21 protein-coding genes and 2 pseudogenes are annotated in these 24,770 nt (G+C 71.3%); 13 read left to right on the top strand and 10 right to left on the bottom strand.

Features of this window, described 5'->3' with window-relative positions; all coding sequences use genetic code 11:
* Nucleotide 1: 1 nt before the first annotated feature.
* Nucleotides 2–127: a hypothetical protein gene (locus tag ACFXGI_RS05710; RefSeq protein WP_384703783.1), complete on the bottom strand. Its 126-nt coding sequence runs from the start codon at nucleotides 125–127 to the stop codon at nucleotides 2–4.
* A gap of 52 nt (nucleotides 128–179) precedes the next feature.
* A complete protein-coding gene (locus ACFXGI_RS05715; protein WP_384703786.1) occupies nucleotides 180–1,262 on the bottom strand; it encodes a YHYH protein in 1,083 nt (360 codons plus the stop codon).
* 485 nt (nucleotides 1,263–1,747) lie between these two features.
* Here ACFXGI_RS05715 and ACFXGI_RS05720 point away from each other — a divergent pair, with 485 nt between their 5' ends.
* Nucleotides 1,748–3,139, top strand: coding sequence for a hypothetical protein (locus ACFXGI_RS05720; protein WP_384703789.1), 1,392 nt, complete (start codon nucleotides 1,748–1,750; stop codon nucleotides 3,137–3,139).
* A 159-nt stretch (nucleotides 3,140–3,298) separates the two neighbouring features.
* Here ACFXGI_RS05720 and ACFXGI_RS05725 read toward each other — a convergent pair whose 3' ends face one another.
* A complete protein-coding gene (locus ACFXGI_RS05725; protein ID WP_384703792.1) occupies nucleotides 3,299–4,378 on the bottom strand; it encodes a hypothetical protein in 1,080 nt (359 codons plus the stop codon).
* A 268-nt stretch (nucleotides 4,379–4,646) separates the two neighbouring features.
* On the opposite strand from ACFXGI_RS05725, the gene ACFXGI_RS05730 reads away from it, so the two are divergent.
* The 5 genes and pseudogenes from ACFXGI_RS05730 to ACFXGI_RS05750 form a co-directional block, all read left to right on the top strand.
* Nucleotides 4,647–5,393 (top strand): hypothetical protein, encoded by a 747-nt coding sequence (locus tag ACFXGI_RS05730; protein ID WP_384703795.1) that lies wholly within the window; start codon nucleotides 4,647–4,649, stop codon nucleotides 5,391–5,393.
* 917 nt (nucleotides 5,394–6,310) lie between these two features.
* The gene (locus tag ACFXGI_RS05735) at nucleotides 6,311–6,511 is read left to right on the top strand and encodes a hypothetical protein (protein ID WP_384703798.1); all 201 of its coding nucleotides are present in this window, start codon (nucleotides 6,311–6,313) and stop codon (nucleotides 6,509–6,511) included.
* A 76-nt stretch (nucleotides 6,512–6,587) separates the two neighbouring features.
* Entirely contained in the window at nucleotides 6,588–7,703 is a 1,116-nt protein-coding gene (locus ACFXGI_RS05740; RefSeq protein ID WP_384703801.1) for a hypothetical protein, read from the top strand.
* A 157-nt stretch (nucleotides 7,704–7,860) separates the two neighbouring features.
* Nucleotides 7,861–8,514: a TetR/AcrR family transcriptional regulator gene (locus ACFXGI_RS05745; protein WP_384703804.1), complete on the top strand. Its 654-nt coding sequence runs from the start codon at nucleotides 7,861–7,863 to the stop codon at nucleotides 8,512–8,514.
* A pseudogene (locus ACFXGI_RS05750) lies at nucleotides 8,477–8,893 on the top strand (IS630 family transposase); the annotation flags it as partial. The gene ACFXGI_RS05745 and the pseudogene ACFXGI_RS05750, both read left to right, overlap by 38 nt.
* Nucleotides 8,894–9,019: 126 nt before the next feature.
* Here the strand turns inward: ACFXGI_RS05750 and ACFXGI_RS05755 are convergent.
* Nucleotides 9,020–9,517, bottom strand: coding sequence for a GNAT family N-acetyltransferase (locus ACFXGI_RS05755; RefSeq protein ID WP_384703807.1), 498 nt, complete (start codon nucleotides 9,515–9,517; stop codon nucleotides 9,020–9,022).
* 442 nt (nucleotides 9,518–9,959) lie between these two features.
* Here ACFXGI_RS05755 and ACFXGI_RS05760 point away from each other — a divergent pair, with 442 nt between their 5' ends.
* From ACFXGI_RS05760 to ACFXGI_RS05770, 3 genes and pseudogenes are all read left to right on the top strand, one after another.
* A complete protein-coding gene (locus tag ACFXGI_RS05760; protein ID WP_384703810.1) occupies nucleotides 9,960–10,976 on the top strand; it encodes a Ca2+-dependent phosphoinositide-specific phospholipase C in 1,017 nt (338 codons plus the stop codon).
* A 462-nt stretch (nucleotides 10,977–11,438) separates the two neighbouring features.
* Nucleotides 11,439–14,126: pseudogene (lanL, locus tag ACFXGI_RS05765) on the top strand (class IV lanthionine synthetase LanL).
* Between the two features lie 133 nt (nucleotides 14,127–14,259).
* Nucleotides 14,260–15,840, top strand: a complete 1,581-nt coding sequence (locus tag ACFXGI_RS05770) for a hypothetical protein (protein ID WP_384703813.1) — start codon at nucleotides 14,260–14,262, stop codon at nucleotides 15,838–15,840.
* Nucleotides 15,841–15,886: 46 nt separating this feature from the next.
* On the opposite strand, the gene ACFXGI_RS05775 is transcribed toward ACFXGI_RS05770, so the two are convergent.
* Entirely contained in the window at nucleotides 15,887–16,798 is a 912-nt protein-coding gene (locus ACFXGI_RS05775) for an alpha/beta hydrolase family esterase (protein WP_384703816.1), read from the bottom strand.
* A gap of 160 nt (nucleotides 16,799–16,958) precedes the next feature.
* Between ACFXGI_RS05775 and ACFXGI_RS05780 the strand changes: the two genes are divergently transcribed.
* Entirely contained in the window at nucleotides 16,959–18,203 is a 1,245-nt protein-coding gene (locus ACFXGI_RS05780) for a GNAT family N-acetyltransferase (protein ID WP_384703819.1), read from the top strand.
* Here the strand turns inward: ACFXGI_RS05780 and ACFXGI_RS05785 are convergent.
* On the bottom strand, nucleotides 18,200–18,739 hold the full coding sequence (locus tag ACFXGI_RS05785) for a DUF5133 domain-containing protein (RefSeq protein WP_384703822.1): 540 nt from the start codon (nucleotides 18,737–18,739) through the stop codon (nucleotides 18,200–18,202). The two genes, ACFXGI_RS05780 and ACFXGI_RS05785, sit on opposite strands and share 4 nt — an antisense overlap.
* Before the next feature lie 206 nt (nucleotides 18,740–18,945).
* On the opposite strand from ACFXGI_RS05785, the gene ACFXGI_RS05790 reads away from it, so the two are divergent.
* The gene (locus ACFXGI_RS05790; RefSeq protein ID WP_384703825.1) at nucleotides 18,946–19,197 is read left to right on the top strand and encodes an EF-hand domain-containing protein; all 252 of its coding nucleotides are present in this window, start codon (nucleotides 18,946–18,948) and stop codon (nucleotides 19,195–19,197) included.
* Between the two features lie 50 nt (nucleotides 19,198–19,247).
* On the opposite strand, the gene ACFXGI_RS05795 is transcribed toward ACFXGI_RS05790, so the two are convergent.
* Together ACFXGI_RS05795 and ACFXGI_RS05800 are read right to left on the bottom strand one after the other, a co-directional pair.
* Nucleotides 19,248–19,802, bottom strand: coding sequence for a DoxX family protein (locus tag ACFXGI_RS05795; RefSeq protein WP_384703831.1), 555 nt, complete (start codon nucleotides 19,800–19,802; stop codon nucleotides 19,248–19,250).
* Nucleotides 19,803–19,900: 98 nt separating this feature from the next.
* Nucleotides 19,901–20,188, bottom strand: coding sequence for a hypothetical protein (locus tag ACFXGI_RS05800; protein WP_384703834.1), 288 nt, complete (start codon nucleotides 20,186–20,188; stop codon nucleotides 19,901–19,903).
* 223 nt (nucleotides 20,189–20,411) lie between these two features.
* Between ACFXGI_RS05800 and ACFXGI_RS05805 the strand changes: the two genes are divergently transcribed.
* Nucleotides 20,412–21,320, top strand: coding sequence for a calcium-binding protein (locus ACFXGI_RS05805; RefSeq protein ID WP_384703837.1), 909 nt, complete (start codon nucleotides 20,412–20,414; stop codon nucleotides 21,318–21,320).
* Nucleotides 21,321–21,351: 31 nt separating this feature from the next.
* Here ACFXGI_RS05805 and ACFXGI_RS05810 read toward each other — a convergent pair whose 3' ends face one another.
* Entirely contained in the window at nucleotides 21,352–22,029 is a 678-nt protein-coding gene (locus ACFXGI_RS05810) for a TetR/AcrR family transcriptional regulator (RefSeq protein ID WP_384703840.1), read from the bottom strand.
* Nucleotides 22,030–22,143: 114 nt separating this feature from the next.
* Here ACFXGI_RS05810 and ACFXGI_RS05815 point away from each other — a divergent pair, with 114 nt between their 5' ends.
* Nucleotides 22,144–23,652, top strand: a complete 1,509-nt coding sequence (locus ACFXGI_RS05815) for an FAD-dependent monooxygenase (protein WP_384704098.1) — start codon at nucleotides 22,144–22,146, stop codon at nucleotides 23,650–23,652.
* A gap of 45 nt (nucleotides 23,653–23,697) precedes the next feature.
* On the opposite strand, the gene ACFXGI_RS05820 is transcribed toward ACFXGI_RS05815, so the two are convergent.
* Entirely contained in the window at nucleotides 23,698–24,648 is a 951-nt protein-coding gene (locus tag ACFXGI_RS05820; protein ID WP_384703843.1) for an SDR family NAD(P)-dependent oxidoreductase, read from the bottom strand.
* Between the last annotated feature and the right edge of the window lie 122 nt (nucleotides 24,649–24,770).

Here is a 24,770-nt window from a genome sequence, read left to right on the forward strand (position 1 = left end):
ATCAGCAGCCCGCGAGCTTCCCGTACGCGATCCAGGCCTCGCCCTTGTTCCCGGCCGTCTTCATGGGCGCACCCTTCTGCGCATGGTCAATTCCCTCGTTGATCACGAAAGGTAGCAGCTCGACCACGGAGGGTTCGCCCTTCGTGGCGCTCTGTTGACGCGCAGCGCTCGCGGTCCGGCTATCGGGGCTTCGGGGCCACGGCGGGAGCCTTCTTGGCGGGCGGCGGGCCGGACGGTCCAGGGGTGTTGTCGGTGCCGTGGAAGCAGCCCGCGGTGTACGGGAACTCCGTCGTGGCGACGTAGTGGTAGATGCTGGTCCGCTTGCCGTTCCACTCGACGGTACTGGTGCGCCCGTGGCATTCATCCAGATCGGCGTTGGTGGGCAGGTTGCCCCTGGCGTCGCGTTCGACGTAGATGCCGTAGCCGTCGAGGGCGTATCCGACCAGGGTGGAGCGCTTGCCCTCGGTCGCGTTCAGCAGACACGAGGGGATGTCGTGGTAGTGGTACTCCTCGGTGGGGGCGGGGTGGCCGTCGCAGGCGTCCTGGGTCTCGTGCGCGACCGCGTCGCGGTCCTCGCCGTCGAAGCCCGCGAAGAGCAGGACTCCGTTCTTGAGGATGCCGACCTGTCCGGCCAGGCATGACGGGTGGGCCGCGGCGGTGGGGTTGAGCGGGAGCGTGTATCCGATGGCCTTCTGCTTGATGGTGTTGGGATTGAAGTCGTACTGGTAGGCGGGGTCGGACGGCTGGACGGGGAAGGTGCCGGTGACCTCGTGTGTGGGCAGCCCGGTGGACTTGATCACTCGATCGGCGCCGCTGACGGTCTCGCTGTAGTCGGCTTGGGGCCAGGTGTGTTTGCCCTGCACGGAGACCTTGGAGGTGGAGTCCCAGGTCTTCGTCTTCGTGTCGATCCAGGGGCCTTCCTTCTGCGCTCCGCCGACGGTGCCGTCCGCCGCCCTGCAGCTCCAGGCGTACCCCTTCTTCGCCCCGGTCTGCTCGACCTTGCCGTCCCCGAGCGGGATCTTCTTCGGGTCGGTCGGAGTGCCGGACCAGGAGTCGGACGTACCGGAGGAGGTGGAGGCGGGGGCCGCGGCCGATGACGGCGCTGACGGCCGGGTCGCCTCTCCGGACGCGCACGCGGTCATCAGGGCCGCGGCGCCCAAGGCTGCGATGACGGGCCGCAGGGTCCTCGCGGCAGGGGAGCGGTGCGCGTTTCGGCTGCTCTCCCGGCCGCGGGAAGGCGTCGCATCGTGATGGCGGGACATTGTGGAGCTCCTTGACCTCTGCCTGTCCTCCAGGCGAAAACCCCCACAGGACGGCTCTTCATGCCCTGGCGGGCTCTGTCGGCGGCTGGGCGGCGAAGGCCATCTCCTTCAGGGTAGACGGAAATGGCCGACTTTTGCACTCCGCGTGCAATTATTTTGAGCGGCTTTCCCTTTGCGTGGGGTGTGGGACACCTGGGAATCGGCTGTGAACGGCCGCTCCCCAGTGCCGTCGAGCGCGACGTGTACGAAGTCGACGGTGCACCCGTCGAGTTACCGCTGATCGAGCGGCCACTGCGGTCCGGATGCGTGACAGATGCGGCATTCGGGGCGGCGTACGGCATGAACTCGTTGCGGTGCGGTTACCCCTACTGCGTGTCTCAGCCGCGTTGCGTCCCGCCACGTGCTGACACCGGACCCCGACCCGCACCTGCTGTGGCTCAGCTCCTGCGTGCGGATCCCGCAGCCCAGGTACGAAAGGCACGACGATGAGACGGCATAGGACGACCTCGCGGCGGTTGCGGCACCTGACCGCCCTCGCCCTGACGACGCTGGCGGCGACGGCCACATCGGCGGTGCCCGCCCACGCAGACGTCACGGTGGGCTGCACCACGGCGGATCTGGTCACCGCGATCAACAATGCGAACAGTGGTATGGGGGACCCGGTCCTGAACCTGACGTCCTACTGCGTCTACGAGGTCACCGCGGCCGCAGCGGCGGACGACGGGCTTCCGCCCATCACGCTCGCCGCGGGCATCACCATCAACGGCAACAACGCCACGATCAAGAGGACCGTCCCCGCGAACTTCCGCCTCTTCGACATCGCCTCCGGCGGCAAGCTCAGCGCCTTCGATCTCAGCGTCGAGAACGGGGAGCCGGCCAGCAACATCGGTGGCGGTGCGATCCTGGTCCAGAACGGCGGCACGTTCATCGGGGACAACGTGACCGTGGAGGGCAGTACCGGCAACCTCGGCGCAGGCATCAGGGGCAGGGTCGGCAGCACCCTCACGCTCAGCAACAGCATCGTGAGGGACAACCGAACGACCGGTGGCGCCACCACGGGGGGCGGCATCTACTCCGAAGGCACGACGACCCTCGTCGACACGGACATCCTCAGCAACCGGGCCGGCAACGCCGGGGGCATCGGCAAGACAGTGGGCACCCTCACGGTCACCCGCGGCAACGTCAAGTTCAACACCGCCGACGACCTCGGCGCCGGCCTGCACTTCGAGGCCGGCACCTCCACGGTGGACGGAACGGTCATCGCCGACAACCGGATCACCACCGGAGGTGTTCCGGCGGACTCGGGTGGCGGAGTCCTGGTGTCCGGCGGTACCCACACGATCAAGAACGCGAGCATCGCGGGGAACAAGGTCGCCGGAAACGGCGCCGACGGCGGAGGCGGCGGCATCCACCTGGCAGGTGGGACGCTGACCCTGGACAACACCGCGGTGACCGGAAACCAGGTGATCGGCGAGAACGCGAAGGGCGGGGGGATCCTGGCCAATGCCGGCACGCTGAACATCAACAACGGCTCGAACGTGACGAAGAACCTGCTCTCGGGGCGTTACTCGCAAGGCGGCGGCATCCACGCCAGCGACGACTTCGGCCAAGGCGTCACCGTGAACGTCGACGGTTCCGCGATCGACTTCAACAAGGTGGCCGGCACGGGCTCCTTCGCGGCCGGCGTCTACAACAACAACAGCGCCGTCACCTTCACCGGCGCCTCGGTCTCGAACAACTCGGCGCCGGCGGATCCTGCTCCGGGCGGCATCTGGACCAACGTCGCGATCACCACGGTCCCCGGCTCCATGTTCGTCAACAACACGCCCACCAACTGCGACCGCAGTCCCGCGGCGGTGAGCACCTGCGTCAACTGACGCCCGAGGGAGCAGCGCCCTTCTCCACGCCGATGCTCCTGCCGCGGACACCGTCCGCGGCAGGAGCATCGGCGCGTGGGCGACGGGCCGTCGTCCGGGTACGCGTCTGTCCCGCACCGGCCCGAGCCGCTGCGGGACAGACGTCCAAGACCGTCCGGCCTAGCTCGCGCTGCCGACGAACGTGACGTAGACGGAACCGTCGCCGTTGGCATTGGCGTTGCTGATGGCGGGAACGGTCTGTACCGACACGGTGTTGCCGATGGCGAAGCTGCCGCCGCCGCCGCCACCGCCGCCGCCGCTCACCGCCTCGCCACCGCCACCGCCGCCGCCTCCGCCGCCCCAGCCGCCGCCTCCGCCGCCACCACTGCCGTAGTTGGTGCCGTTGGTCCGGAACTCGCCCTCACCGCCCTGCCCGGCACTGCCGAAGGCCAGGGAGTCGTTGTTGGTCCACGTCGCTCCGGCGTTCGGGCCCTTGCTCGTGTGCGTCGGTCCTCCGAGCCCTCCGATACCGTCCTGGCCGTCGGTTCCGCGGACGCTGTCCACCCCGCCACCGGCGCGGCCGCCCGATCCGCCCACCCCGTTCAGCCCGCCGCCGCCACCCTGGGCGGTCCGGACCGTACCCGTCGTGCTGCGCCCGGACTGGCCGCCGGCCCCCGCACTGATGATCTGGCCCGAGACCGCGGTGCCGCCGTTGCCGCCCATGCCTCCGTCTCCGTCGGCATTCGCCTCGCCGCCACCGCCTCCGCCGCCGGCATCCAGGAGCAGGTTCGCGGTGGTGCAGCTGCCGTAGCCGGTGATGCAGGGGGTCTGCTGCGTCAGGTCCACTCCGGAGACGAGGGTCGACGCGCCCCCGCGGCCGCCCGAGGACGTGGCCCCCAGCTTGCCGTCGTAGTAGTAGAGGGTCCCGCCGAAAGTGCCTTGGAAGCCGGCGATCGTGCTGACCGTCTGGGCCTTGCCGCCGTAACCGCCGCTACCGCCGCGGTAGAGGCCGCCGCCGTTGCTCCCGTACCTTCCGGCTCCACCGAATGCCGTGACGACCATCGGCGTCGACGTGGTCAGCGAGACGGTGGTCTGCGCCTGGGCGTCGGCCAACAGCTGGGACAGGGAGTACTGCGAGGCGCCGTCGGGCAGGAGGCAGGAGACGGTCCCGCTCTCGATCTCGGCGCAGGACACGTTGGTGGTGGTCGCCGATGCGCCCGGAGCAGCGAGAGCCAGAATCGAGGTCAGGCATACGCCCACACCCAGCATTCTCGCCCGGCCACGTGGATAGGACATGAAGCTTCCCTTCGGAAAGGTGCCACTCTGCCCACTCACTAAAGCGAAACGGGTTGGCTCGCGCCCCGCCGACGCATCCGGCGGCCTCCCCATTGCCTCTAATTGACTATTTCTATAGGCCTATTCGCCCAACTGGGGAGGCCGCCCGTTTTATAGGATTTCCACCGGTCAACGGATTGCCTTGCTGGATTTGGGTCGATCCCGTCCCGCCTGCGAAGGAGATCCGAACACGATGCCCAGATATTCGCGATGGCTCGTCGCCCTGACGGCCGCCGCCGGGACCTTGGCCGCCACTCCCGCGTTCGCCGCCGTACCGGTTGCGGCACACGCCACGGTCATCCCCACCGTCTCGGTGAGCAGCACCGATCTCACCGTCGGAGACACGGTCTCGTTCTCCGGGACCGGCTACCTGCCGGGCGAAGAAGTGTACGTCCGCCTGATTCCCGCAGCCCCGATCTCGGTCCGCCGGGGGCCCGAGCCCACCTCCAGGCTCACCCTGGACGAGGACAACACGGACAACGACCGGCGGATCGTGGTGCTCGGCATCTTCCTCGCCGGGGCCGACGGCTCCGTGTCGGGGGAGGTCTGGATCCCCGACTATCCCGGAATCGACCGTGTCCGGCCCGGTGACTACCACTTCCAACTCGCGGGGCATGCCTCCCAGCTGTGGCAGTCGGTCCGGGTGTCGATCGCCGCCGGCGATGGGCCCTCGGGCCACAAGCCTCCCAACCACGAACCTCCCAAGGACGAGCGCCCGGATCACGGGCGTCCGGCTCAGGAGCGCCCGGACCGAGAGCGCCCGGATCATGAAGGCACGGACCAAGAGCGCCCGGATCATGAAGGCACGGACCAAGAGCGCCCGGACCAAGAGCGCCCGGATCATGAAGGCACGGACCAAGAGCGCCCGGACCACGGGTCGCCTAACCAAGAGCCGCCGCACAAGACCAGCCCCAAGCCGAAGCCCGGTCACAAGCCGTAGGGCTGACGCTGGTTCTCCGCATGCACGCCGCCCTGTGCGGCGTGTTCGAGCCGTGGCGCGTGCGTGCGCGCCACGGCTCGTTCCTGGGATCCGCTCCAGTACCGACCCTCGCCTGGCCGGCGGTCACCGGCCGGCGCGCCGTGCTGCGTCGTGACTCGATCGCGAAGACGGCTCATGCGTACCGGATTCCGCGGCTCTCCCCTCCCGGAACAGGCACCACCGCAGAAAGCAGGAATCAGATGTCCCCTGAAGCTGGGACGAAGCGTGGCCGCGGCCTCGGGCCGTTGCCCCGGCGCCGGCTCTGGCTCGCCGGAGGGGCATTCAGCTCCCTGGCCCTGATCATGAGCGCCCTTGCATACACGGTGACCGCTGCCGCGTCGCCCACCGCGGCAGCCCAGACCCGTGTCGTCACGGAGGATCCGGAGCCGAACGGCTTCTGTCCTCCATTTGTGGATTGCGGGCCGGGCGGGCCTCCGTGGCTGGACGGCCCCGGCCGTCCCCCGCGCGACGAACGCGATGAACACGACGGACGCGACGAACACGGCAAGCACGACGGACACCCCAAGCCGGGCATGTCGGGTCCGCCAGGACCCACTGGTCCCCCTGGACCCACTGGCCCCCCAGGACCCAGCGGGCCTCCCGGAGCCTCCGGTTCCCCCGGACCCTCAGGACCTCCCGGATCCTCGGGGCCGCCCGGACCGTCAGGCTCCCCCGGCCCCTCAGGGCCCCCTGGAGCCTCCGGTTCCCCCGGACCCAGCGGGCCGCCCGGACCCTCGGGTTCCCCCGGACCCAGCGGACCCGCCGGACCCTCGGGTTCCCCCGGATCCTCGGGTTCCCCCGGACCCAGCGGTCCTGCAGGGCCGACCGGACCCGCAGGGCCCACCGTCACCTCGGAGGTCATCGGAGACCCGATCACTGTGATCACGGGCAAGGAGGGCACCGTATACGCCACCTGTGACGACGGGAGCGTTCTGGTCGGCGGCTCGTACCTGATGAGCCGGCCCATGCACGTGCTGATGAGCTCCAGGGCTGCCACACCCAACACCTGGGTGGTCACCGTCCTCAACACGCACACGGAGAACGCCACGATCAGCGCGGTGGCGGAGTGCGCTCCCTGATGCCCCCTCAGGGACCGGTTTCAGCAGCGGCCGTGTCCGGCTGACACGCGATCGCCTCCGTCACTGAAAGGAACCCATGTCCACATCCCACGGCGTTGCCAAGACACTGGGCGCAAGTCTCTGCCTGGCATCGCTCATGGCTCTGTCCGCGCCCACGGCTTCAGCCACGACCACCGCCATCTCCTGCTCGGAGATCGACACCGGTGTGGTCTCCTGCGTGCTCCCCGACGGTGTCTCCCAGTACAACACCACGGCGCTGCTCGCCGCGGCCCAGCAGTCCACCCAGACCACGCTGACGACGTCCACCCCTTTGGTGCTCACCGCCTTCGGCGGAGCGGGCCGTCAGGGTGACAACGGTGGCGGCCTCTACTCCGGAGGCAGTGGCGGACAGGGCGGACGGGCGCAGACGGTGACCTCCGTCGCCGACTTCCAGGGAACGTTCGGATCGACGCTCTACTACTACGTGGGGCAGCTGGGCGGGACCTCGGCGGGAGGCCGAGGCGGCTCCTCGACCTTGGTGTCCGGCGTCGACCTGACGACCAATCAGCCCTGCATCGCCGGCTACGCCTCCTGCACCACCACCAACCTCCTGGCCGATGGCGCAGGCGGAGGCGGCGGCGGCGAGGGCAATGCCAACGGCGACGGCGGCTACGGCGGCAACGGCGGCACCGCCGTGTCGGGCCAGATCATCTCGCTCGGTTCTCAGGGCCGGGACGGCCGGGCCGCCACCGGCACCCTCACCCGCACAGGCCAGGGCGGCTTCGGCGGCGGCAACGGCGACGGGGGCTCGGGCGGCCGCGGCGGCTCGGGTGTGTCCAGTCACGCGGGCACCGACGGCCAGGACGGGATCGGCGGCCTCGGCGGCCCCACCCACACGTCCAAGGGGCCCAACGCCGGTGTGGCATGGACGAACAACTCCTCCTTGTCCTTCGGCAGCGCCGGCCAGGGCGGCGAGGGCGAGTGGCGCGTGAACGCCACCAACTACGGCGGCGGTGGCGGCGGTGGCGGCGGCTGGGGTGGTGGCGGCGGCGGTGGCGGTGGCGGCGAGGCCATCACCGGCGGCGGCGGTGGCGGTGGCGGAAGCTGGGCCTTCAGTGACACCGAGACCGTCCAGAGCGTCCCCGTCATCAGCAACCCCGACTCCGGCGGGAACGGATCCGTGATCGCCACGTTCGTCGTGTCCACCAGCTGAAGCCGGGACGGAACACGTGAGGGGCGGCCCGGCGGGGCCGCCCCTCACCCCGTTCGCCCCGGCGGTGGCGCGTGCCGGTCCCCTTCCCCTTACCCTTCCCCCGGCGACCGGCACGGATCGATGGAAACCCCCTCCAGGTTTGCGACAATGGCGACCGGTGAGACCGGGAGGGGTCAACGTGCAGCAGTCGGCGGGGCAGCCGGAGGAGCGACTCGCGGACGGCCGCGCCGAGCGCAGCCGTCAGTCCCGCGTGAAGATCGCGGACGCGGTGCTGTCCCTGCTCGACGAAGGGGAGTCGCACTTCCCCGCGGACCGCGTCGCCGAGCGCGCGGGGGTCTCCCGCCGCCTGGTCTTCCACCACTTCGCCGACATGTCCCAGCTGGTGGAGACCGCCATCGCGCGACGGCTGGAGCAGCTGATCGAGCAGATCAGGCCCCTGCCGACGGACGGCCCACGGGCTGTACGGGTGGCGGCGCTCACGGAACAGCGCTCCCGGATCCTGGAGTGGATCACCCCGGCCCAGCTGACCCTGCTGCGCATCGAGAAGCCCGGCGACCGGATCAGCGAGGTCACCCGGCAGGTCCTGGACTTCGCCCGGGGACGGCTGGCCGACATCTTCGCCGAGGAGCTCGACCGGCTGCCCGCCGAGCGCAGGACCGAGGTGCTCCACGGACTGGACGCGGTGACCACCTGGGGTGCCTGGTACCACTGGCGCAGCAGCGGCCTGAGCGTCGAGGCGGCCGCCCGGACGATGGAGACGGCCGTGCACGCCCTTCTCGCCGCCACCGACGCGGCCCACCCCGCCGACTAGTGCGGTGACCGGCTGGGCCAATCCGGGCCGCCCCGACCGGGTCCCGGCGACCTGCCGCCGCACCCACGGCGTCACCTACTTCCATGGCTGCTACTCGGTCGGCGACGACTCTGTGGGGCGTCAACCGCCGCCACAAGGGCGCCACTCGGTCCCTGGCCGCGCTGAAGCCGATACGCGCCGCCCGACCCGACGGCGCCCCGGTCTACGTGGTCATGGACAACCTCTCCGCGCACGAAGGAGCGAGCTGCACCGCTACCTGCGCCGGCGCAACGCGAACGCCCGTCACCCCGGCATCCTGGCCGCCCAACGCGAAGAGCGCGCCCGCATCCGCAGCGAGAAAGGCGTCCGCCGGGGCGGACGGCCGCTCGTGGCCGAGGCAGCCCGGGCTCCATGTGGTCGAGCTGCTTCAGACGGGCCGGGCCCGGGCAGCTGGGGAGCGGAGAAAGCCGATACCGGCGCCGGTGGCGCCCGCTCCTCCGACGCCGCCGGGCGTCGGGCCTCGCCTTCACGCGTGCACGTCGAACGAGATCCATACGTCGGGTGGCAGGTCGGGCCGGCCTGGAACGGGTCTGCGGTTCTCCGTCCATGCGTCACCCGCGATCTCGGCCGCGACGCGGTGCCAGAAGCGTACGGCGGCCACGTTGGCGTCCTGGAAGGCGATTTCCCACGGGCCCGGGTACTTGGCGAGCACCTCCTGAACGGCACGCATCCCGATCCCGGACCTCCGAGCCCCACGCACCACGAAGAAGCCGTTGAGTACGCGCGTGTGGCTGGCCAGGCCTCGGACGAGAGCGAGACCGACGGGGCGTTCGCCGCTCATCAGCAGGTACGGCGCGCAATCGGTGTCGTCGAAGGCTGCTTGGAGCCATTCGCTCCGGAACGCCCCGTCCGGGTTGGGCAGCAGGCCGCCGAACTCGGACAGGTCATGGCGGAACATCAGCCAGAGACGTTCCAGCACAGAACGGTCGGCATCGTTCGCAAGGCGCACAGATATGTCCGACATGAAACCCCTTTGCAGGACGACGAACAACGGTCGCCGCCGCATGCCGAATCTGTGGTCACGCGGCGGCACGAAACATGACACCCGCACGGGCGGGCACACCGGCGCGAAGGACTGGGCGGGCCAGGGCACAAAAAAGCCTCTCGGCCGGATACGCGTCCGAGCCCGAAAGGCTGATGGCGGGATTTTAGCAGGCACCTGGATGAGAACTGCGCGCAGGGCGCCGCCGATCGACTCCGACACGCTTTGCGTATTCTTTGCCTTCATGTCTGCCGGGTCGACCGGAGGGCCACTGTGGCCGAATGGCTCGAAAACACCGCTGGATCGCCCCGCGCCCCGGGCTACGGTGCTCACCGCTGATGGGCCGCCGAGCGTGAACGCGGCCGAGCATGCTCCCACCCACGCGGCCCCGAATGGAGTACCCATGCCGTTTCAGGCGTCCAGAGTGAGCAAGTGTCGCCCCTGGGGTCCACCCGCCCTCGCCCTACTCCTCGCCGCCTGGATGGCGTGCGGCGCACAGCGGGCATCGGCCGCCACCCCGGACTCCGAGGACCTGAAGCTCGACCGGATCACCCTCTCCGGCAATCACAACGCGTACGAGAAGGCCACGTACGGGCGGCTGACCGACGGGCTCGACGCCGGGTCGCGGCTCCTGGAGATCGACGTGTACACCGACCCGGTCTCCGGGTGGGTCGTCAGCCACAGCAACCCCGTCTCCAGCGACAGCAACTGCACGCGCAAGAACATCTTCGGCAAGCAGGTCAGGAACGGAGACCTCGCCGACTGCCTCACGGACATGCGGCGCTGGAGCGAGGCGCACCCCGGCCACGACCCGGTCTACGTGAAGCTGGAAATGAAGTGGGGCTTCTACGGCCGCTCGGACATGGCTCCGGAGGATCTGGACCGGCTGATCGCGAATCGGCTCGGTTCCTCCCGGGTGTTCAAGCCCGGAGATCTGACGGGTTCCGCGTACTCCGACGTGGACGCCGCCGCCCGGGCCGGGGCCTGGCCCACCCTGGCCCAGGCAAGGGGCAAGTTCCTGTTCTACGTGTGGCCGGGCACCGTCGAGGGCAAGGTCTTCGAGGACAACGTGCCGACCGACGTGGAGTACGGCCGCCACGTCCGCGACCGCGCCGCCGCGGGCAGGCTGCCGGAGGTGATGGCCTGGCCGGCCACTCGGTCGCTGGGCACCCGTGCCGCTTACGAGACCTCGATCGCGCCGTGGTTCGTCCTCTTCAACGACTCGGCAGGCACCTGGCTGAACGGCGATCCGCTCGTGTACTGCCGCAGCCACTACCTGCTGGCCGCCACCAGTGCCCAGAGCGTGGAGCCGCCCGGCAATACGGACCCCACGCCCGGCCAACGGCTCGACTACCTCGGCGAGCGCGTGCAACCCTCCGTCATGACCCACGACTGGACGGGTGGCGCGGGGGTCTTCGGAACCCGCTCCCGCAGCTGCTGACAGCGAGCCCGACGTACGCGGAGCCGGGTTCCCGCCCTCGAGGGCGGGAACCCGGCTCGCGGTGCCTATGGGGAATGGATCCGGTGCCGTTCAGCCGGCATTCCGGTCATTCATCGGCTGCGAGCGTGAAGCTACAGCTGGACCATGCGGTGCAGTCCATCTCCGACTGCTCCTGCTCCTGCTCCTGCGGAAGCAGCTCCAGGGCGTTGATCTCAGTCATTTCCTCGGCCCTTCTCGTCGGTTTTCTCGGGTCATCACGACTCGATACGAAGTAGATACCCACTCAAATCGCCCGAATGCGTCGCTTGACGAATTCTTTGCACTTTGAGTGCAAGAACCTGTTCCTGGTGCCCGCCCCCGCTCGACAGGCGGGCCGGGCGGTGCGTCCATGGGAGGGTGAGCGGCGCACTTTCAGCCCCGGAACCCGCTACGCCGACGGCCGACGCCCTGCTCCTGCTGGACGTGGCGCGCGCGGTACTCGACCGCTGCGCAGGACAGCGCTGGGCGTTCCAGCCGGGCGATGCGTGGTGCTTCGTACGGCCGCCCGCAACCGCCCGGCGCGCACACGGCTGGAAGCTCCACGTGTCGGCCACCCCCCTGGCCGCGCCCGTGGTGCTGGCCCGGTCGGCCGAGGTCCTGGTCCGCCACGGGGCTTCGTTCAAGTTCGCCACCGACCTCGACCGCGTCGCACGGCTCGGGAACATCTGGTCCGACCGCGGCAGCGGCGGCAAGTTCATCACGGTCTACCCGCGCGACGACGATCACTTCCGGATGCTGGCCTCCGAGCTCGATGCGGCGACGGCCGGCCTGCCGGGACCGAGGATCCTCTCCGACCGGCAACTCGGGCCGGGCAGCCTCGTGTACTTCCGGTACGGCGAGTTCAGCGGAGAGCGGTTCCTCACCGATGACGGCGTGTTCGAGCGCCGTATGACCGGCCCTGACGGCAGCGTGGTCAAGGACGAGCGGAAGCCCGGATTCGTCCTCCCTCCCTGGGCGGCGTACCCGTTCCCGGAGGAGCCCGCCGCGGCGCCCGCGGCGCCCGCGTCCGTACTGCTGGGAGGCCGGTTCAGGGTCCTGCGTGCCATCCGCCACGCGAACAAGGGGGGCGTCTACCGGGCCGTCGACGAGCGCACCGGTTCGGAGGTCGTCGTCAAGCACGCCCGCGCCCACGTGGGCGCCCGGCTCGACGGAACCGATGTACGCGACCGGCTGCGCAACGAGGCTCGGGTGCTGGAGCGGCTGGCGCCGCTGGCGGTCTCCCCGGCGGTGGTGGACCTCTTCGACGAGCAGGGCGACCTGTTCCTCGCCGAGGAGCTGGTGCCCGGAACCCCGTTGAACCTCTGGCAGGCGGAACGAGCCCGGCAGGCGACCCTCACCCGGCCCGAGGCGGTGGCGATGGCGAGAGGGCTGGTGACCCTGCTGCGGACCCTCCATCAGGCCGGGTTCGTCGTCTGCGACTTCAAACCGCACAACGTTGTGGTCACTCCCGGGGGAGAGGTGCGCCTGATCGATACGGAGTACGTGGCCGAGCCGGGCCAGGAGCGCATTCCGGCCTACACGGTCGGGTACGCCGCGCCCGAAGCCCGGGCCGCGGGCGGGCCCGACGCATCGCGGCCGGTCCCGGTGCCCGGCCCGGCGGCGGACCGGTTCAGCCTCGGCGTGACGCTGTTCTGCCTGGTCACGGACCTCGACCCGCGGTGGGCGGCCGGCCGGCCCGATGTCGTGCGGCCCCGGGAGGATCCGGCTCGGCTGTTCTCCCTGATCGCCCTGTCCCACCCGCTGCTGGAGCCGTTCGGCGAACTGATCACCGGGCTGGTGCGGAGCGGCCCCGAGGATCGCTGGACGCTCGGGCAGGCCGAGGAGTACCTCCTCGGGCTGAACTGCACCTCCGACACCTCCGGCAGGGCGAAGGCGGGCCCCGCCCCCACGGCCGCCGCGCCCCTGTACCGGGAGGCCTCCGTCGAGCGTCTGCTCGCCGACGGTCTCCTGCACCTCCAGCGCAGTATGACGCCGCACCGGGACACGCTGTGGCCCCGCCCCGAACGGCGCGTCCCTCAGACCGATCCGTGCACCATCTGGAACGGCGCCGGCGGCGTCCTGGCCACGCTCACCCGGGCGGCTCGGGCCGACGGCGGCGACTCCCTGCGCGACACCGTGGCCGTGGCGGCGGCCTGGATCGACGAGCGCCTCTTCGCGGTGCCCCGGCTTCTGCCGGGGCTGTGCTTCGGCCGCAGCGGCACGGCATGGGCCCTTTACGACGCCGCCCGCTTCCTCGGCGACACGAAGACCGCCGACCGGGCGGTCGAACTCGCGGGGCGGCTGCCGGTGCGGTGGCACAGCCCGGACTTCACCCACGGACTCGCGGGTGCCGGTACCGCGCATCTGCACCTGTGGCACCTCACGAGCGACGAAGCCCTGCTCGACGCCGCGTTGGCCTGCGGGGACGCCGTACTGGCCGCCACCGACCGCGGTGACGGCCAGTGAATCTGGCCCACCTCGCAGGCGACCGACTCCGAGCTCGCCGGCCTGCGCGGCTACGGATTCGCACACGGCACGGCAGGCGTCGGGACCTTCCTCCTGTCCGCCGCGCACGCGGCGGAGACCCGCGGACTGCCCGAGCCGGCGGCACGGTTCCGGGAAGCGGCCCTGGGCGCCGGCGCCACACTCGCCGAAACGGCCCATGTGGAGCGGGGCTGCGCGACCTGGCCGGCCCGGGCAGGGGGCGAGCCGCAGCTGCGACCGACCACCCAGTGGTGCAACGGCCCCGCCGGGATCGGGACCTTCCTCGTCCGGCTGTGGGCCGCCACCGGCGAGGAGCGCTTCGCCGAGCTGGCCGAGCAGGCCGCCGCGACCGCCATGAGCGACCCCTGGCGCGCGGGGCCGGGCGCCTGTTGCGGGAATGCGGGTACCGGCCACCTCCTCCTGGATCTCGCCGAGCTCCGCGGTACGCACCGCCATCGCGCCCGCGCGGAGGAGATCGCCGGGATCATCGACGCGCAGCACTCCGTTCAGGACGGGCTCCGGCTGACGGCCGACCGGGCCGGGGGCTGTGAGTACGCCAACGGGACAGCCGGAATCCTCGACTTCCTCCTGCGCCTGCGGTACGGCGGCCCGCGCCCGTGGACCGTGCCGACACCGCTGCGCGGGTAGGGCTGCGAACGGCTGCCTCCGCTCCGACGGTTCTCCTGACAGCCCACTCCCCGGGCGCCTATAGTGACCACTCGATTGCACTGCGAGTGCAATTTGTACGTCAATGCTGCCCCTGATCAGGAGTGGAGACGTGATGGACGACGTCCGACGCCCGAAGAGCAGAGCCGGATCGGACCGGCAGGAACCGGAAGCGGCTCCCGCCCGTATTCCCCGACCGCGGGGTACCGCGGACCCCGCGGGACTCACCCGCCGGAGCCTCCTGCACGGCGGGGTGCTGGCCGCGGCCGTGGCCGGCCTGGAGCTGGTGGGGAGATCCTCCACCGTCCCGATGAGGACGGTCTCGGCCTCGTCGCCCAGCGATCCGGCCCGCCTCCCGGCCCTGCCCGACATCCAGTTCGACATCGCCGACCGCATGGCCCCCGTCACCACCGAGGACGGGGTCGAGGTGCAGTTCGGCCCGGTGCACACGCTGTTCGTCACGGCTCGTCTGCTGCGGACCCCCACGCGCATGGACCAGGCCAAGCTGAGCGGAGCCCTGGCCGCGATCGAACGCGCCTACCCCTTCAGCCCCGCGGGTGTCTTCACGTTCGTCTCGTACGGACTGCCGTACTTCAGCCGGTTACCCGGCGGACTGCACGGGCCGCTGGTCTCCGCACACATGCCCCGCCTGAAGGCCGAGCCGGGCCGCTACGCCCTGGAGGAGGCGGTGCCCGGCCCCACGGACGTCAGCTCCGCCAACCCCGGGATCGTCAAGCGCCGGTTCAACGTACCGGTGTCCATCGAGGACAACGACCTCCTGCTCACGCTGCGCAGCGACCGTGCCGAGCACATCCAGGACGTGTTGCGCTGGCTCGGAGGAAGTCAGATCCTTGCCGGCCGCCCCCAGCCCTCGCCGCACCTGGCGGATCTCCTGACCTTCACGTCGAGCCGGGCGATGTTCACCCAGATCGGACTGCCCCGGAAGCTGGCGGACGCCGAGTCGCTCGTCTACGGCTTCATGATCAATCCGAGGTCGCCGATGTGGATGGGCTTCGCCGACCAGCAGGTCGCCGGGAGTGCTCCGGCCGCGGACGTCACCTTTCTGGCCAGCGGCCTCACGACATCGAACGCGGGGGACTACTTCGATCACGGTGCCGTCCAGCACCTCTCCCACGTCATTCTGGACCTCAAGCAGTTCTACGACGTGGACGACGCCGGGGTGCCGGGCGACGACGCCGCGTTCTCGGAACGCGTCCAGTACATGTTCCGGTCCACGCCGCCTCCTTCGGAGGGCAATGCCGACCAGATCACGGACGGCGGAGGACCCGCGTTCCTGCCGAACACCTTCCGGGGCACGGACGACGCGGAGTTGAGCGCCCAGGGCAACGGCACCCCGGAAGGGGAACACCGCATCGGGCACCTCTCCTGCCTCCAGAGGTCCTCGCGCAAGGCCGACGGCAACCCGCTGCACCTGCGCATGGACGGGCCGGGGTACGACTCCATGGACGTGCCCGACGGATCCGCCCAGCCCAAGCTGGAGTTCACGGCCTTCGTCCCGACCGCCGAGTTCTTCGCCGAAATGCGTACCAACCAGGCCTCGCTCGACCTGGCGTCCGAGCATGACGTACCCGAGGACGAGAACGGCCTGGAGCGGTTCCTGACCGCCACCCGGCGCCAGAACTTCCTCACCCCGCCACGCCGGCATCGGGTGTTCCCCCTCGTCGAGCTGATCTGACGGGAAGGCCCTGGGCGGGCCGCCCTCCCGGCCGGCTCGCGGCGGCCTACCGGCGGCGGGCGAGGCCGAAGAAGTCCTCGATCACCCGGACCGAATCGAGGCTGCGGCGGTCCTGCCCCAGGAGGCTGCCGAGCGTCCTGCCCGGAGTCGGGACGGCGTGGCCACCGCCGTGGACGGTGTACAGCACGACCGGCGGGTGCGGATGCTGCCGGTACTCGGTGTACTCGACGGGGGTGTGGCCGGACCCCGTCGGGTACGCACCTCGGCCATGGACTGCCCGGCCGGTCGTGGCCCCGACGTTCATGCCGTTGCGGCGGGCGTAGTACTCCGCCGTGTCCCGTGCCGACATGCACCTCCCGCCGGAGTGCCGTCCGCCCAGGCTTACGCGTCCGCCTCCGTACGGTACGACCCGGTCGGCGGTCCCATGAATGATCAAGGTCGGCAGGGGGTGGAGCCGTGACACGTGTGGGGCGAAGTTCTCTGCCTCCGGCTGTGCCGCGGAGATCACCGCGGCACCGGCAAGGCGCTCGGGGACCTCGTGCAAGAGCCGGAAGACCAGGTATCCGCCGTTGGAGAAGCCCACCGCGTGGACGCGTGAGGCGTCGGCGGCGTGGCGCCGCACCAGGCGGTCGACGACGGCGGTGGTGAAGGCGATGTCGTCCACGCCCGTCGTGCGGGCCGCGAAACTCGTGTCCACTCGGGCATCGTTCCAGTGCCATCGGTGACTGTTGAGGTAGGCGACGATCGCCCCCGATGTGTTCGCCACGCCGTCGAGTGCCCTGCGGGTGGCCAGCCGAAGTGTCGCCGCGTTCTGGTAGGCGCCGTGGAAGACGAGCACCACCGGCGCGTTCGCCCTCATGGGATCGGGTCGGACCACGGTGAACGTGCGTCTGAGACCGCCGATGTCGAGGGTCTCCCGACGGACCACCGCACCGAACGGCGCCCTCACTTCCCCCATGTGCCCTCTCCCGCGACCTCGGCGAACAATTTGCACTATGAGTGTCATTACTTTGCGTGCGGCGCGTCAAGGCCTTCGCCTCCCCCCGCGGGGTGACCCGCGCGGGTGACACGGCCGCTTCGCGCGACCGCCGGGCGGAAAGCCCTGGTAGAGCTGATGCGTGACGGCGGAGTCGGGGACAGAGCTGCGGACCTTGCGGTCGGCCGAGTGGGACACCTGGTTCGACACCCTGGAGCGCGCCTTCGGCGGGGCGCCGAAGGCCCCTCGGATCCGCGCGCTCTGGCGGACGCTGACCGAACCCGAGCGCTCGCTCGGGGCATGGGCCGGCGACGACTGCGTCGGCACGGCAGGAGCCTTCTCCTTCGGGCTCTCGGTTCCGGGTGGGGCTCTGGTCCCGGCGGCCGGTGTCACGATGGTGAGCGTCGCGGCCACCCACCGCAGGCGAGGCCTGCTCACCGCGATGATGCGGCGCCAGCTGGACGAAGTGCACCGGCGGGGTGAACCACTGGCCGCGCTGATCGCCTCGGAGCCGGACATCTACGGCCGCTTCGGCTACGGCATGGCTGCCTACCAGCTCTCCGCCATGATCGACACCCACCGGGTCCGGCTCTCCGTACCGGGCGGTACGGATACGGTTCGGATCCGGTACGCCGACCCGGTGGCCTCACTCGACGCCTGCGAGGCGGTGTACGCCCGGCAGGTGCCGCAGCGGCCCGGGATGCTGGCACGCCGGCCCGGCTGGGAGGGGCTGGCCGTGGTGGAGGCGGACGGCTCCGGACACGCAGGCGGAGTCCCGCTGCAATGCGTCCTCGCCGAGCGCGACGGGGTGACCGTCGGCTACGCCCGTTTCCGCAACCGACCGGAATGGGACGCGGCGGGCCCCCGGGGCACCGTCGTGCTCTGCGATCTGGAGGCGCTGGACCCGGCTGCCCACGCCGCCCTGTGGAGGTTCCTCTTCGACGTCGACCTGACGTCATGGCTCTCACTGCCCAACCGGCCGGCGGACGATGCGTGGCAGCATCTCGTCTCCGACATCCGCCGGTGCCAGCTGCGGCTGCGCGACGCGCTCTTCGTCCGCGTGGTGGACGTGCCCGCCTCGCTGCGGGCCCGGACCTACCGCACACCGGTCGAGACCGTCCTGCAGATCGAGGATTCCATGTGCCCCTGGAACGACGGGCGCTGGCGGCTCACCGGCGGCGTCGACGGCGCGGAGTGTGCACGCACCGGCGCGGCCCCCGAGGTGGTGCTGTCCGCACGGGATCTGGGCTGTGCCTACCTGGGCGGGGTCTCGCTCACCGCCCTCGCCTCGGCAGGACGGGTCCACGAACTGAAGCCCGGAGCCTTGGCGCAGGCTTCCGCGGCCTTCGCGAGCGACCTCGCCCCGTGGACGCCGCACGCCTTCTAGGGGGTGGAGCCGCGGGCCTGCCGGACCTGCCGAGACCGCGACGAGGGCGCGGTACCGATGACGGTGGTGCCGAGCCACTCGGTGCCGAGGAGGAGTTCCGCCGAGCGGAGTGCCGTGTGGGCGTTGCGCCGTCCCATCAGGATGCACAGGGTGTAGGTGGCGTCGTCGAGCTCATCGCGTACGGCCGGATCGTCGGGCGTGGCCAGGGCGCGGCGGCGCAGGCCGCGGTGCCGCTTCAGCAGCTCGCCGATGGCCCGCGGGTCGGGGAGCAGCCGCGTGTACGGCTGGGCCACGGGCTCGGCGGCGCACCGGGCCTCGTCCATCGCGTCCGCCAGGGCCCTGCCCAGGGGAGCCGCGGGCTTGCCGCCGCCACCCAGTACGAGCACGGCCCCGGCCATCTCGTGCAGTGCGGCGCCGGCGGCCCGCGCCGCGTCTCCCAGGATCTGCCGCGCGGTGTCGGCGCCGCACGGCACCACCGCCATCAGGACGGTGACGGCCTGCTCCGCGATGGCGCGCGGGGGTGGCGTCTCGCTCATCCGTCTGATTCCTCGTTCCTCCGGCTGCTGCTCCGGGGTAGGGCGCGGCTGGGATCGGCCGACCGCGCCGGACGGTTCGGATCCACCGAAAGGCCGCCGCGGCCCGGCCGTCGGCGCCGAGCCCCCGCCCCCGTCGGCCCGGAGGGGGTGCGCCGTAGGCTGGCTGCAGGCAGTCCCTGCCGAATCCTCCCGGAAGGACGTACGCGATGAGTGCGAAGGCCCGCAAGCTGTTCGAGGCGCTCGATCTCAACCACGACGGCACCCTGACCCGTCTGGAAGTGATCACCGCCCTGCGGACGAAGGGCCCGACCCTGGCCGCCGACGGCGACCTGCCGTTCTGGGGCCTCGGGGATGCCGACGCCTCGTCCGCGCTGTTCGACGCCGCCGACAAGAACGGCGACAACGTGCTGACGTTCGAGGAGTTCTCCCGGGAGGTCGACCGCCGCTTCGGCTGGTAGCCGCTCCGCCGCTGGTCGGCGAATCGCGAATCGCGAATCGGCGACGGAGGCTAGGCCGTCCGGCTGTCGGCGTCCGGGTCCGGGCCGGAGGCTTTGGCCGCGGCGAGCGTCGCGGCGCGGCGGTTGAGTACGACGGTGGCGGCTGCCGCGCTGAGTGCGAAGGCCGTCGCCACCGTGGCCGGCCGGTCCAGCCGGTGACGGGTGGCATGGTCGAGCGAGAAACGGCCGGGCCCGGCCAGGCCGATGCAGGCCGCGACGAAGCCGAGGAAGGCCGGGTACTCGAAGCCGCCGCCCTGGGCGTAGAACCCGGCGGGAGCGTGCACGGCGACGGCCCCCGCCATGGCGCCGGCCGCGGCGGCTCCGGCCGCGGGAGTCGCCAGCCCCAGCGCGAGCAGCGCCCCGCCGCCCGCTTCGCCGAGCCCGGCCGCGATCGCGCTCTCGCGGCCCGGGGTGAACCCCATGTGCTCCATACCGCGGGCCGTGCCCTCGATGCCGGCCCCGCCGAACCACCCGAAGAGCTTTTGCGACCCGTGCGCGAGCAGCACCCCGCCTGCGCCCAGGCGCAGGGTGAGCAGTCCGAAATCCTTGCGATGCGTGAGCGGCATGAGGACGGGCCCTTCCGGAGGGGTTGCGTGTCACCTGGCCTCAAGCTTCACGCGGGTACCCGCCGCGCGCACGCGCTGTACCGCGCCCGGGTGCCGGATCAGCCGTCGTCCATGGCGGCATCGCAGGAAGGGCACACGAGGCCCTCCTCCTCCGGCGGGTACCACGGCGAGCCGGGCTCCCCGGACGGGGTCCACGCCGCCGCCGCTCGCATCGCGAACGTGTCCCTGCCGCACAGCGTGCGCGGGCCCGGCTCGGTGGTGGTATCCGGGGCCGCGGGGGCGGCATGTACCTGGCGTACGGCGGCCCCGGCGCCCGGAGCCGGCCCGCCCGCCGCGCGGCCCGGCGTAGGCGTCTCGAGTTCGTGCACCACGATGATCCCGCTCATACCCCGACGGTAGGCGACCCTCCGGCAGCCCGCTCCTTCGCGCCCGTGCGGCCGTGTGTGGGCCGGTTGGCCCCGCCCGGAGCGGGGCCAACCGAGCGTAAGGCATACAAAAGGCTCTGCATTTCATTGCATTCAAGGCATTCGCACCATACGTTCCCCACGGATTCGAGCCTGCTTCCCTGGACAGCCGGAACGGCTGTGCACACTCCGACCGGAGGTCTGTATGCCTTGCCGCACGTCACTCACTCTGCTGGCCGCAGCCGCGTTGCTCTCCCTCGGCGCCCCGGCAACGGTCGCCCACGCGGCCGACGCCACCTGCTTCGGGCAGCCGGCGACCATCACCGGGTCCGGCACCATCAACGGGACGGAGGGCAACGACGTCATCATCGGGTCGGCGGCGGCGGACACCATCGACGGTCTCGGCGGAGACGACCTGATCTGCGGTCTCGGCGGGAACGACATGATCGCCGGCGGCCTCGGCAACGACCAGCTGGACGGCGGCGAAGGCGCGGATCTCATGCGCGGCGACCTGCTCTCGACCAGGGCTGCCGTGGACGGCGGCGGCAACGACGTCCTCTTCGGCGGGCCGGGTGACGACCGCATGGGCGGCGACAGCATGGCCTTCGGCTCCAGCGCGTCGGGCGGCGGCGACGACGTCCTGTTCGGCGAGGCGGGGAACGACGCCATGATCGGCGACAGCCGGGGCGGCATCAATGCGAGCGGCGGCGGCAGGGACGTTCTCGACGGCGGGGCCGGAGACGACAGCCTCACCGGCGACTCCTCCGCCGAGGGCACCGCGACCGGCCAAGGCGAGGACGTGCTCCTGGGCGGACCCGGCGTGGACACGATCATCGGTGACAGCAACTCGGGCCACGCCGCACACGGCAAGGGCGAGGGCCTGACCGGCAAGCCCGCGCGCCTGACCGGCAAGCCCGCGCGCCCGGCAGGTCAGGGCCGCCCGGCCCCGGCGGCGAAGCCCGCGCAGGGCGCACCGGTCGCGCCCGTCGCCCCGGACGCGGCGGCGGGCGGCAACGACGTCATCGACGGGGGCGAGGACGCGAAGGACAGCTGCGACGGCTCGGGCGGAGCCGACATCGCGGTCCGCTGCGAGACCATGTCGAACGTGCCGTAACCCGCCACGACCGGCGCCCGCGCCGCCGCGGTCAGCGGATCGCGTACCGCGCGGCGATGCCGTCGATGACGATCTGCAGACCCTCTTCGAAGTGCTCGTCGTACTCCTCGAAGAGGTGCGTACCGGCGGCCGCGGCGAGTGGGTAGTCGGCCAGACGCTCGCCGCGCTCGGCCACGTCGTAGCCGTCCCGGCGCTCGCCCGGGACGGGGTGGACGCCCTGTTCCTCGATCACGAACCCGAGCGTGTAGGAGAATGCGGTCGCCATGGCCCTCACCGCCTGCGGCAGTTCGAACCCGTGCGCCAGCAGGGCGCGCAGGTAGGCCTCGGACTGTTCGGCGTGCTCGGTTCCGGTGAAGCGTGAGCCGGTGAACACGCGGGCGCCGTCGCGGTAGGCGAGCAGGGCCTCGCGCAGCCGGCGGTTGGCGCTCAGCATCCGCTCCCGCCAGGGCGCCGAGTCGTCCGGCCCGGGCTCCTCCGGGCTGGTGACCATGCGCCGGAACATCTCCGTGGCCATCTCGTCGATCAGCTCTTGCTTGTTCTTGAAGTGCCAATACAGCGCAGGCGCCTTCACGTCCAGCTCCTGCGCGATGGCGCGGAGGGTGAGCTTTTCGAGCCCGCCCTCGTTCAGCAGCCGCAGCGCGGTCTCGGCGACGGTCAGGCGGGTCAGGGGCGGGACGCGCGGCGGAGTCCGCTGCGGCTTGGCGTTCATCGTCTGCCTCTGTCTCCCAGGGCGGTTCACTCTTCCGTGGCGTTGACAGCTTAACAGCGTTAAGGGCACTCTTGCGGGGCGAGGCTCCTTAATGTTGTTAAGGGGCCGTGGCGGATCGGCCGAACGGGGAGATCGATGAACCAGCAGCGGTACCAGGAAGACCGGAGTGACGTCCTGATCGTGGGCGCCGGCCCCACCGGCCTTGTGCTGGCCTGTGATCTCGCCCGGCGCGGAGTGCGCGCGCTGGTCGTCGAGCGGTCGCCGGAGCTGTTTTCCGGTTCGCGCGGCAAGGGCGTCCAGCCGCGGACCCTGGAGGTCCTCGACGACCTCGGGGTCGTGGGGGAGGCCCTGCGATGGGGCGGCCGGGCGCCGATGGGCATGACATGGCAGGGAGGTACCCGTGCGGGGGAGCACCGCATGTTCGAGGACGTCGAGCCGACCGAGGACGCGCCCTACACGGGCCCCTGGCTGCTGCCCCAGTGGCGCACCCAGCGGATCCTGCTCGACCGGCTCCGCGACCTGGGCGGTGACGTCGTGTTCGGGGTCGAGCTGACCGGCCTCACCCAGGATGCCGAGTCCGTCACGGCCACGCTCATGCCCGCGGGAGGCGGGAGCCCGATGTCCGTCCGCGCCGGATATGCCGTCGCCGCCGGCGGCGGGCGGTCCACGGTCCGCCGGCTCGTCGGCATCAAGATGACCGGCGAGCGCGTCGATCCCGCCCCGATGCTCGTGGCGGACGTGGTCATACCGACGCTCGACCGAGACAACTGGCACATCTTCCCGCCGGCCGCGGGCGGTACGGGCTTCGCGGCCCTCTGCCCCTTGCCGCATACGCGGGAGTTCCAGTTCGTGGCCCAGCCGGCGCCGGTCGGCGGAGAGGTCACGGCGGAGGAAGTCAGGGCGCTGGTCGCCGAGTTCACCCACATACCGGCCGAGGAGATCACCGAGGTCCTGTGGGCATCGGACTTCACCGTGAACGCCGCGCTCGCCGACCGCTTCCGTGACGGCAGGGTCTTCCTCGCGGGCGACGCCGCCCACATCCACTCGCCGGCGGGCGGCCAGGGACTCAACACCAGCGTCCAGGACGCCTACAACCTGGGGTGGAAGCTCGCCGCCGTGCTCCGGGACGGAGCCCCCGAGGCGCTGCTGGACACGTACGAGGAGGAGCGCCTGCCCAATGCCGCGGCCATGCTGGGGCTGTCCACCCGCATCCACCGCGGTGAGGAGCGGCGCGGCGCGGCCACCCGCCAACTCGGCCTGGGCCAACGGGACTCCTCACTCACCCGAGAGATACGCACCGGATTGGCCGAGGGCGCCCTCACCGCGGGAGACCGTGCGCCCGACGGGAAGCGCGACGGGCTGCGGCTCTTCGACCTCTACCGCGGCCCCCACTTCACCCTGCTCGCCGTCGACACCCCGCTGCCGGAGCACCTGCCGGCGCTCCCGGGCCTGCGGACCGCGCGGACAAGTGCGTACGAGGCCTACGGACGCGGGCTCTACCTGGTCCGCCCGGACGGGTACATAGCCTGGGCCGGGCCCGGCGGCGACGCGCTCGAAGCCTCGGCCGAGGATCTGAGGGCGTGGGCATCCCGGTTCGCGCAGCCCGCGCAGGCGGGTGTGTGAGGGGGCCGGTTCGACGACCTGTGGGCCACCGCGCGGGTGCCTGAGCTATCCGGAGAGGGTGTCGAAGTCGGCGCCGGTCAGATCGCGGCTCGCGTCCCACAACCGTGCCGCGATGGAGGGGTCGGCGAGGTGGTTCCAGACCGGTTCAGGCCGGGGCTCGCCGCGCAGGCCGAAGACGCGCGGTCCCCACAGCCGGCCGCCCCGCACGGCCGGGTCGAGCACCGCCCGGACCGCGGGCCATGCGCCGGCGTGCTTGCCCTGGAGGAGGAGGGCCGCAGGTGCCGCGCCCAGCCGTGCGCCGGTGGTCCGCACATGGACCGGTGGCCGCGACGGGGTGAGGGAGTCCAGCGCGCCGCCGGGATGGACCACCACGCTCGCCACCGTGCTGCCGGCAGCGTGCAGGCGGCGGTCGAGTTCGACGCCGAAGTACATCTGTGCCAGTTTCGAGCGTCCGTAGGTGCGCTTCGGCTGGTAGTCCTTCCGGGACTGCAGGTCGTCCAGGTCCAGCCGCTCGGACTTCGCCGCGAAGCTGCCCGTCGTCACGACGCGGGCCGCCGGTGCGGCCGACAGCAGGGGCATCAGCCACCGGGTCAAGGCGAAGTGCCCCAGGTGGTTCGTACCGAACATGAGCTCGTGACCGTCCCCGGTCTCCCTGCGCGGCGGGTCGTCGAGCGCGACCCCGGCGTTGTGGACCACCGCGTCGAGGCGTTCCACCTCCAGTGACGCCGCCGCCGTTCCGAGCGACGAGAGGTCGGCGAGGTCCAGCCGCACGGCCCGTACACGTGCGCCGGGGACGCGGGCACGGATCGAGGCCGAGGCGACCTCGGCCTTGGCGGGGTTCCGGCTCCCGAGTACGACGGTGGCTCCGGTTGCCGACAACTGCTCCGCGATGAAGTACCCGATGCCGGCGTTGCCGCCGGTGACCAGGAAGACGCGGCCATCGGCACGCGGCAGCCGTCGGACATTCCAGGGCGGGGTGGAGGATGCGGACGACATGGCGATGGGGCTCCCCTGCTGTTGAAGGCGGTCGCGGCTGCTCCCTCGGGCAACCCGACACCCCCACGGTTGCAGCGGCCACCGACACATCCCCGACGGATCACCGACAGTCCCGCCGGACG

Origin of the sequence: Streptomyces sp. NPDC059355 (genome assembly GCF_042752335.1) — a bacterium.
Lineage (GTDB): Bacteria > Actinomycetota > Actinomycetes > Streptomycetales > Streptomycetaceae > Streptomyces.

Excerpts from the sequence above, each read along its gene's own strand:
- ACFXGI_RS05715 (WP_384703786.1), bottom strand. The coding sequence starts at position 1,262 with ATGTCCCGCCATCACGATGCGACGCCTTCCCGCGGCCGGGAGAGCAGC.
- ACFXGI_RS05720 (WP_384703789.1), top strand. The coding sequence starts at position 1,748 with ATGAGACGGCATAGGACGACCTCGCGGCGGTTGCGGCACCTGACCGCC.
- ACFXGI_RS05730 (WP_384703795.1), top strand. The coding sequence starts at position 4,647 with ATGCCCAGATATTCGCGATGGCTCGTCGCCCTGACGGCCGCCGCCGGG.
- ACFXGI_RS05740 (WP_384703801.1), top strand. The coding sequence starts at position 6,588 with ATGTCCACATCCCACGGCGTTGCCAAGACACTGGGCGCAAGTCTCTGC.
- ACFXGI_RS05755 (WP_384703807.1), bottom strand. The coding sequence starts at position 9,517 with ATGTCGGACATATCTGTGCGCCTTGCGAACGATGCCGACCGTTCTGTG.
- ACFXGI_RS05770 (WP_384703813.1), top strand. The coding sequence starts at position 14,260 with ATGGACGACGTCCGACGCCCGAAGAGCAGAGCCGGATCGGACCGGCAG.
- ACFXGI_RS05775 (WP_384703816.1), bottom strand. The coding sequence starts at position 16,798 with ATGGGGGAAGTGAGGGCGCCGTTCGGTGCGGTGGTCCGTCGGGAGACC.
- ACFXGI_RS05785 (WP_384703822.1), bottom strand. The coding sequence starts at position 18,739 with ATGAGCGAGACGCCACCCCCGCGCGCCATCGCGGAGCAGGCCGTCACC.
- ACFXGI_RS05790 (WP_384703825.1), top strand. The coding sequence starts at position 18,946 with ATGAGTGCGAAGGCCCGCAAGCTGTTCGAGGCGCTCGATCTCAACCAC.
- ACFXGI_RS05795 (WP_384703831.1), bottom strand. The coding sequence starts at position 19,802 with ATGCCGCTCACGCATCGCAAGGATTTCGGACTGCTCACCCTGCGCCTG.
- ACFXGI_RS05800 (WP_384703834.1), bottom strand. The coding sequence starts at position 20,188 with ATGAGCGGGATCATCGTGGTGCACGAACTCGAGACGCCTACGCCGGGC.
- ACFXGI_RS05805 (WP_384703837.1), top strand. The coding sequence starts at position 20,412 with ATGCCTTGCCGCACGTCACTCACTCTGCTGGCCGCAGCCGCGTTGCTC.
- ACFXGI_RS05810 (WP_384703840.1), bottom strand. The coding sequence starts at position 22,029 with ATGAACGCCAAGCCGCAGCGGACTCCGCCGCGCGTCCCGCCCCTGACC.
- ACFXGI_RS05820 (WP_384703843.1), bottom strand. The coding sequence starts at position 24,648 with ATGTCGTCCGCATCCTCCACCCCGCCCTGGAATGTCCGACGGCTGCCG.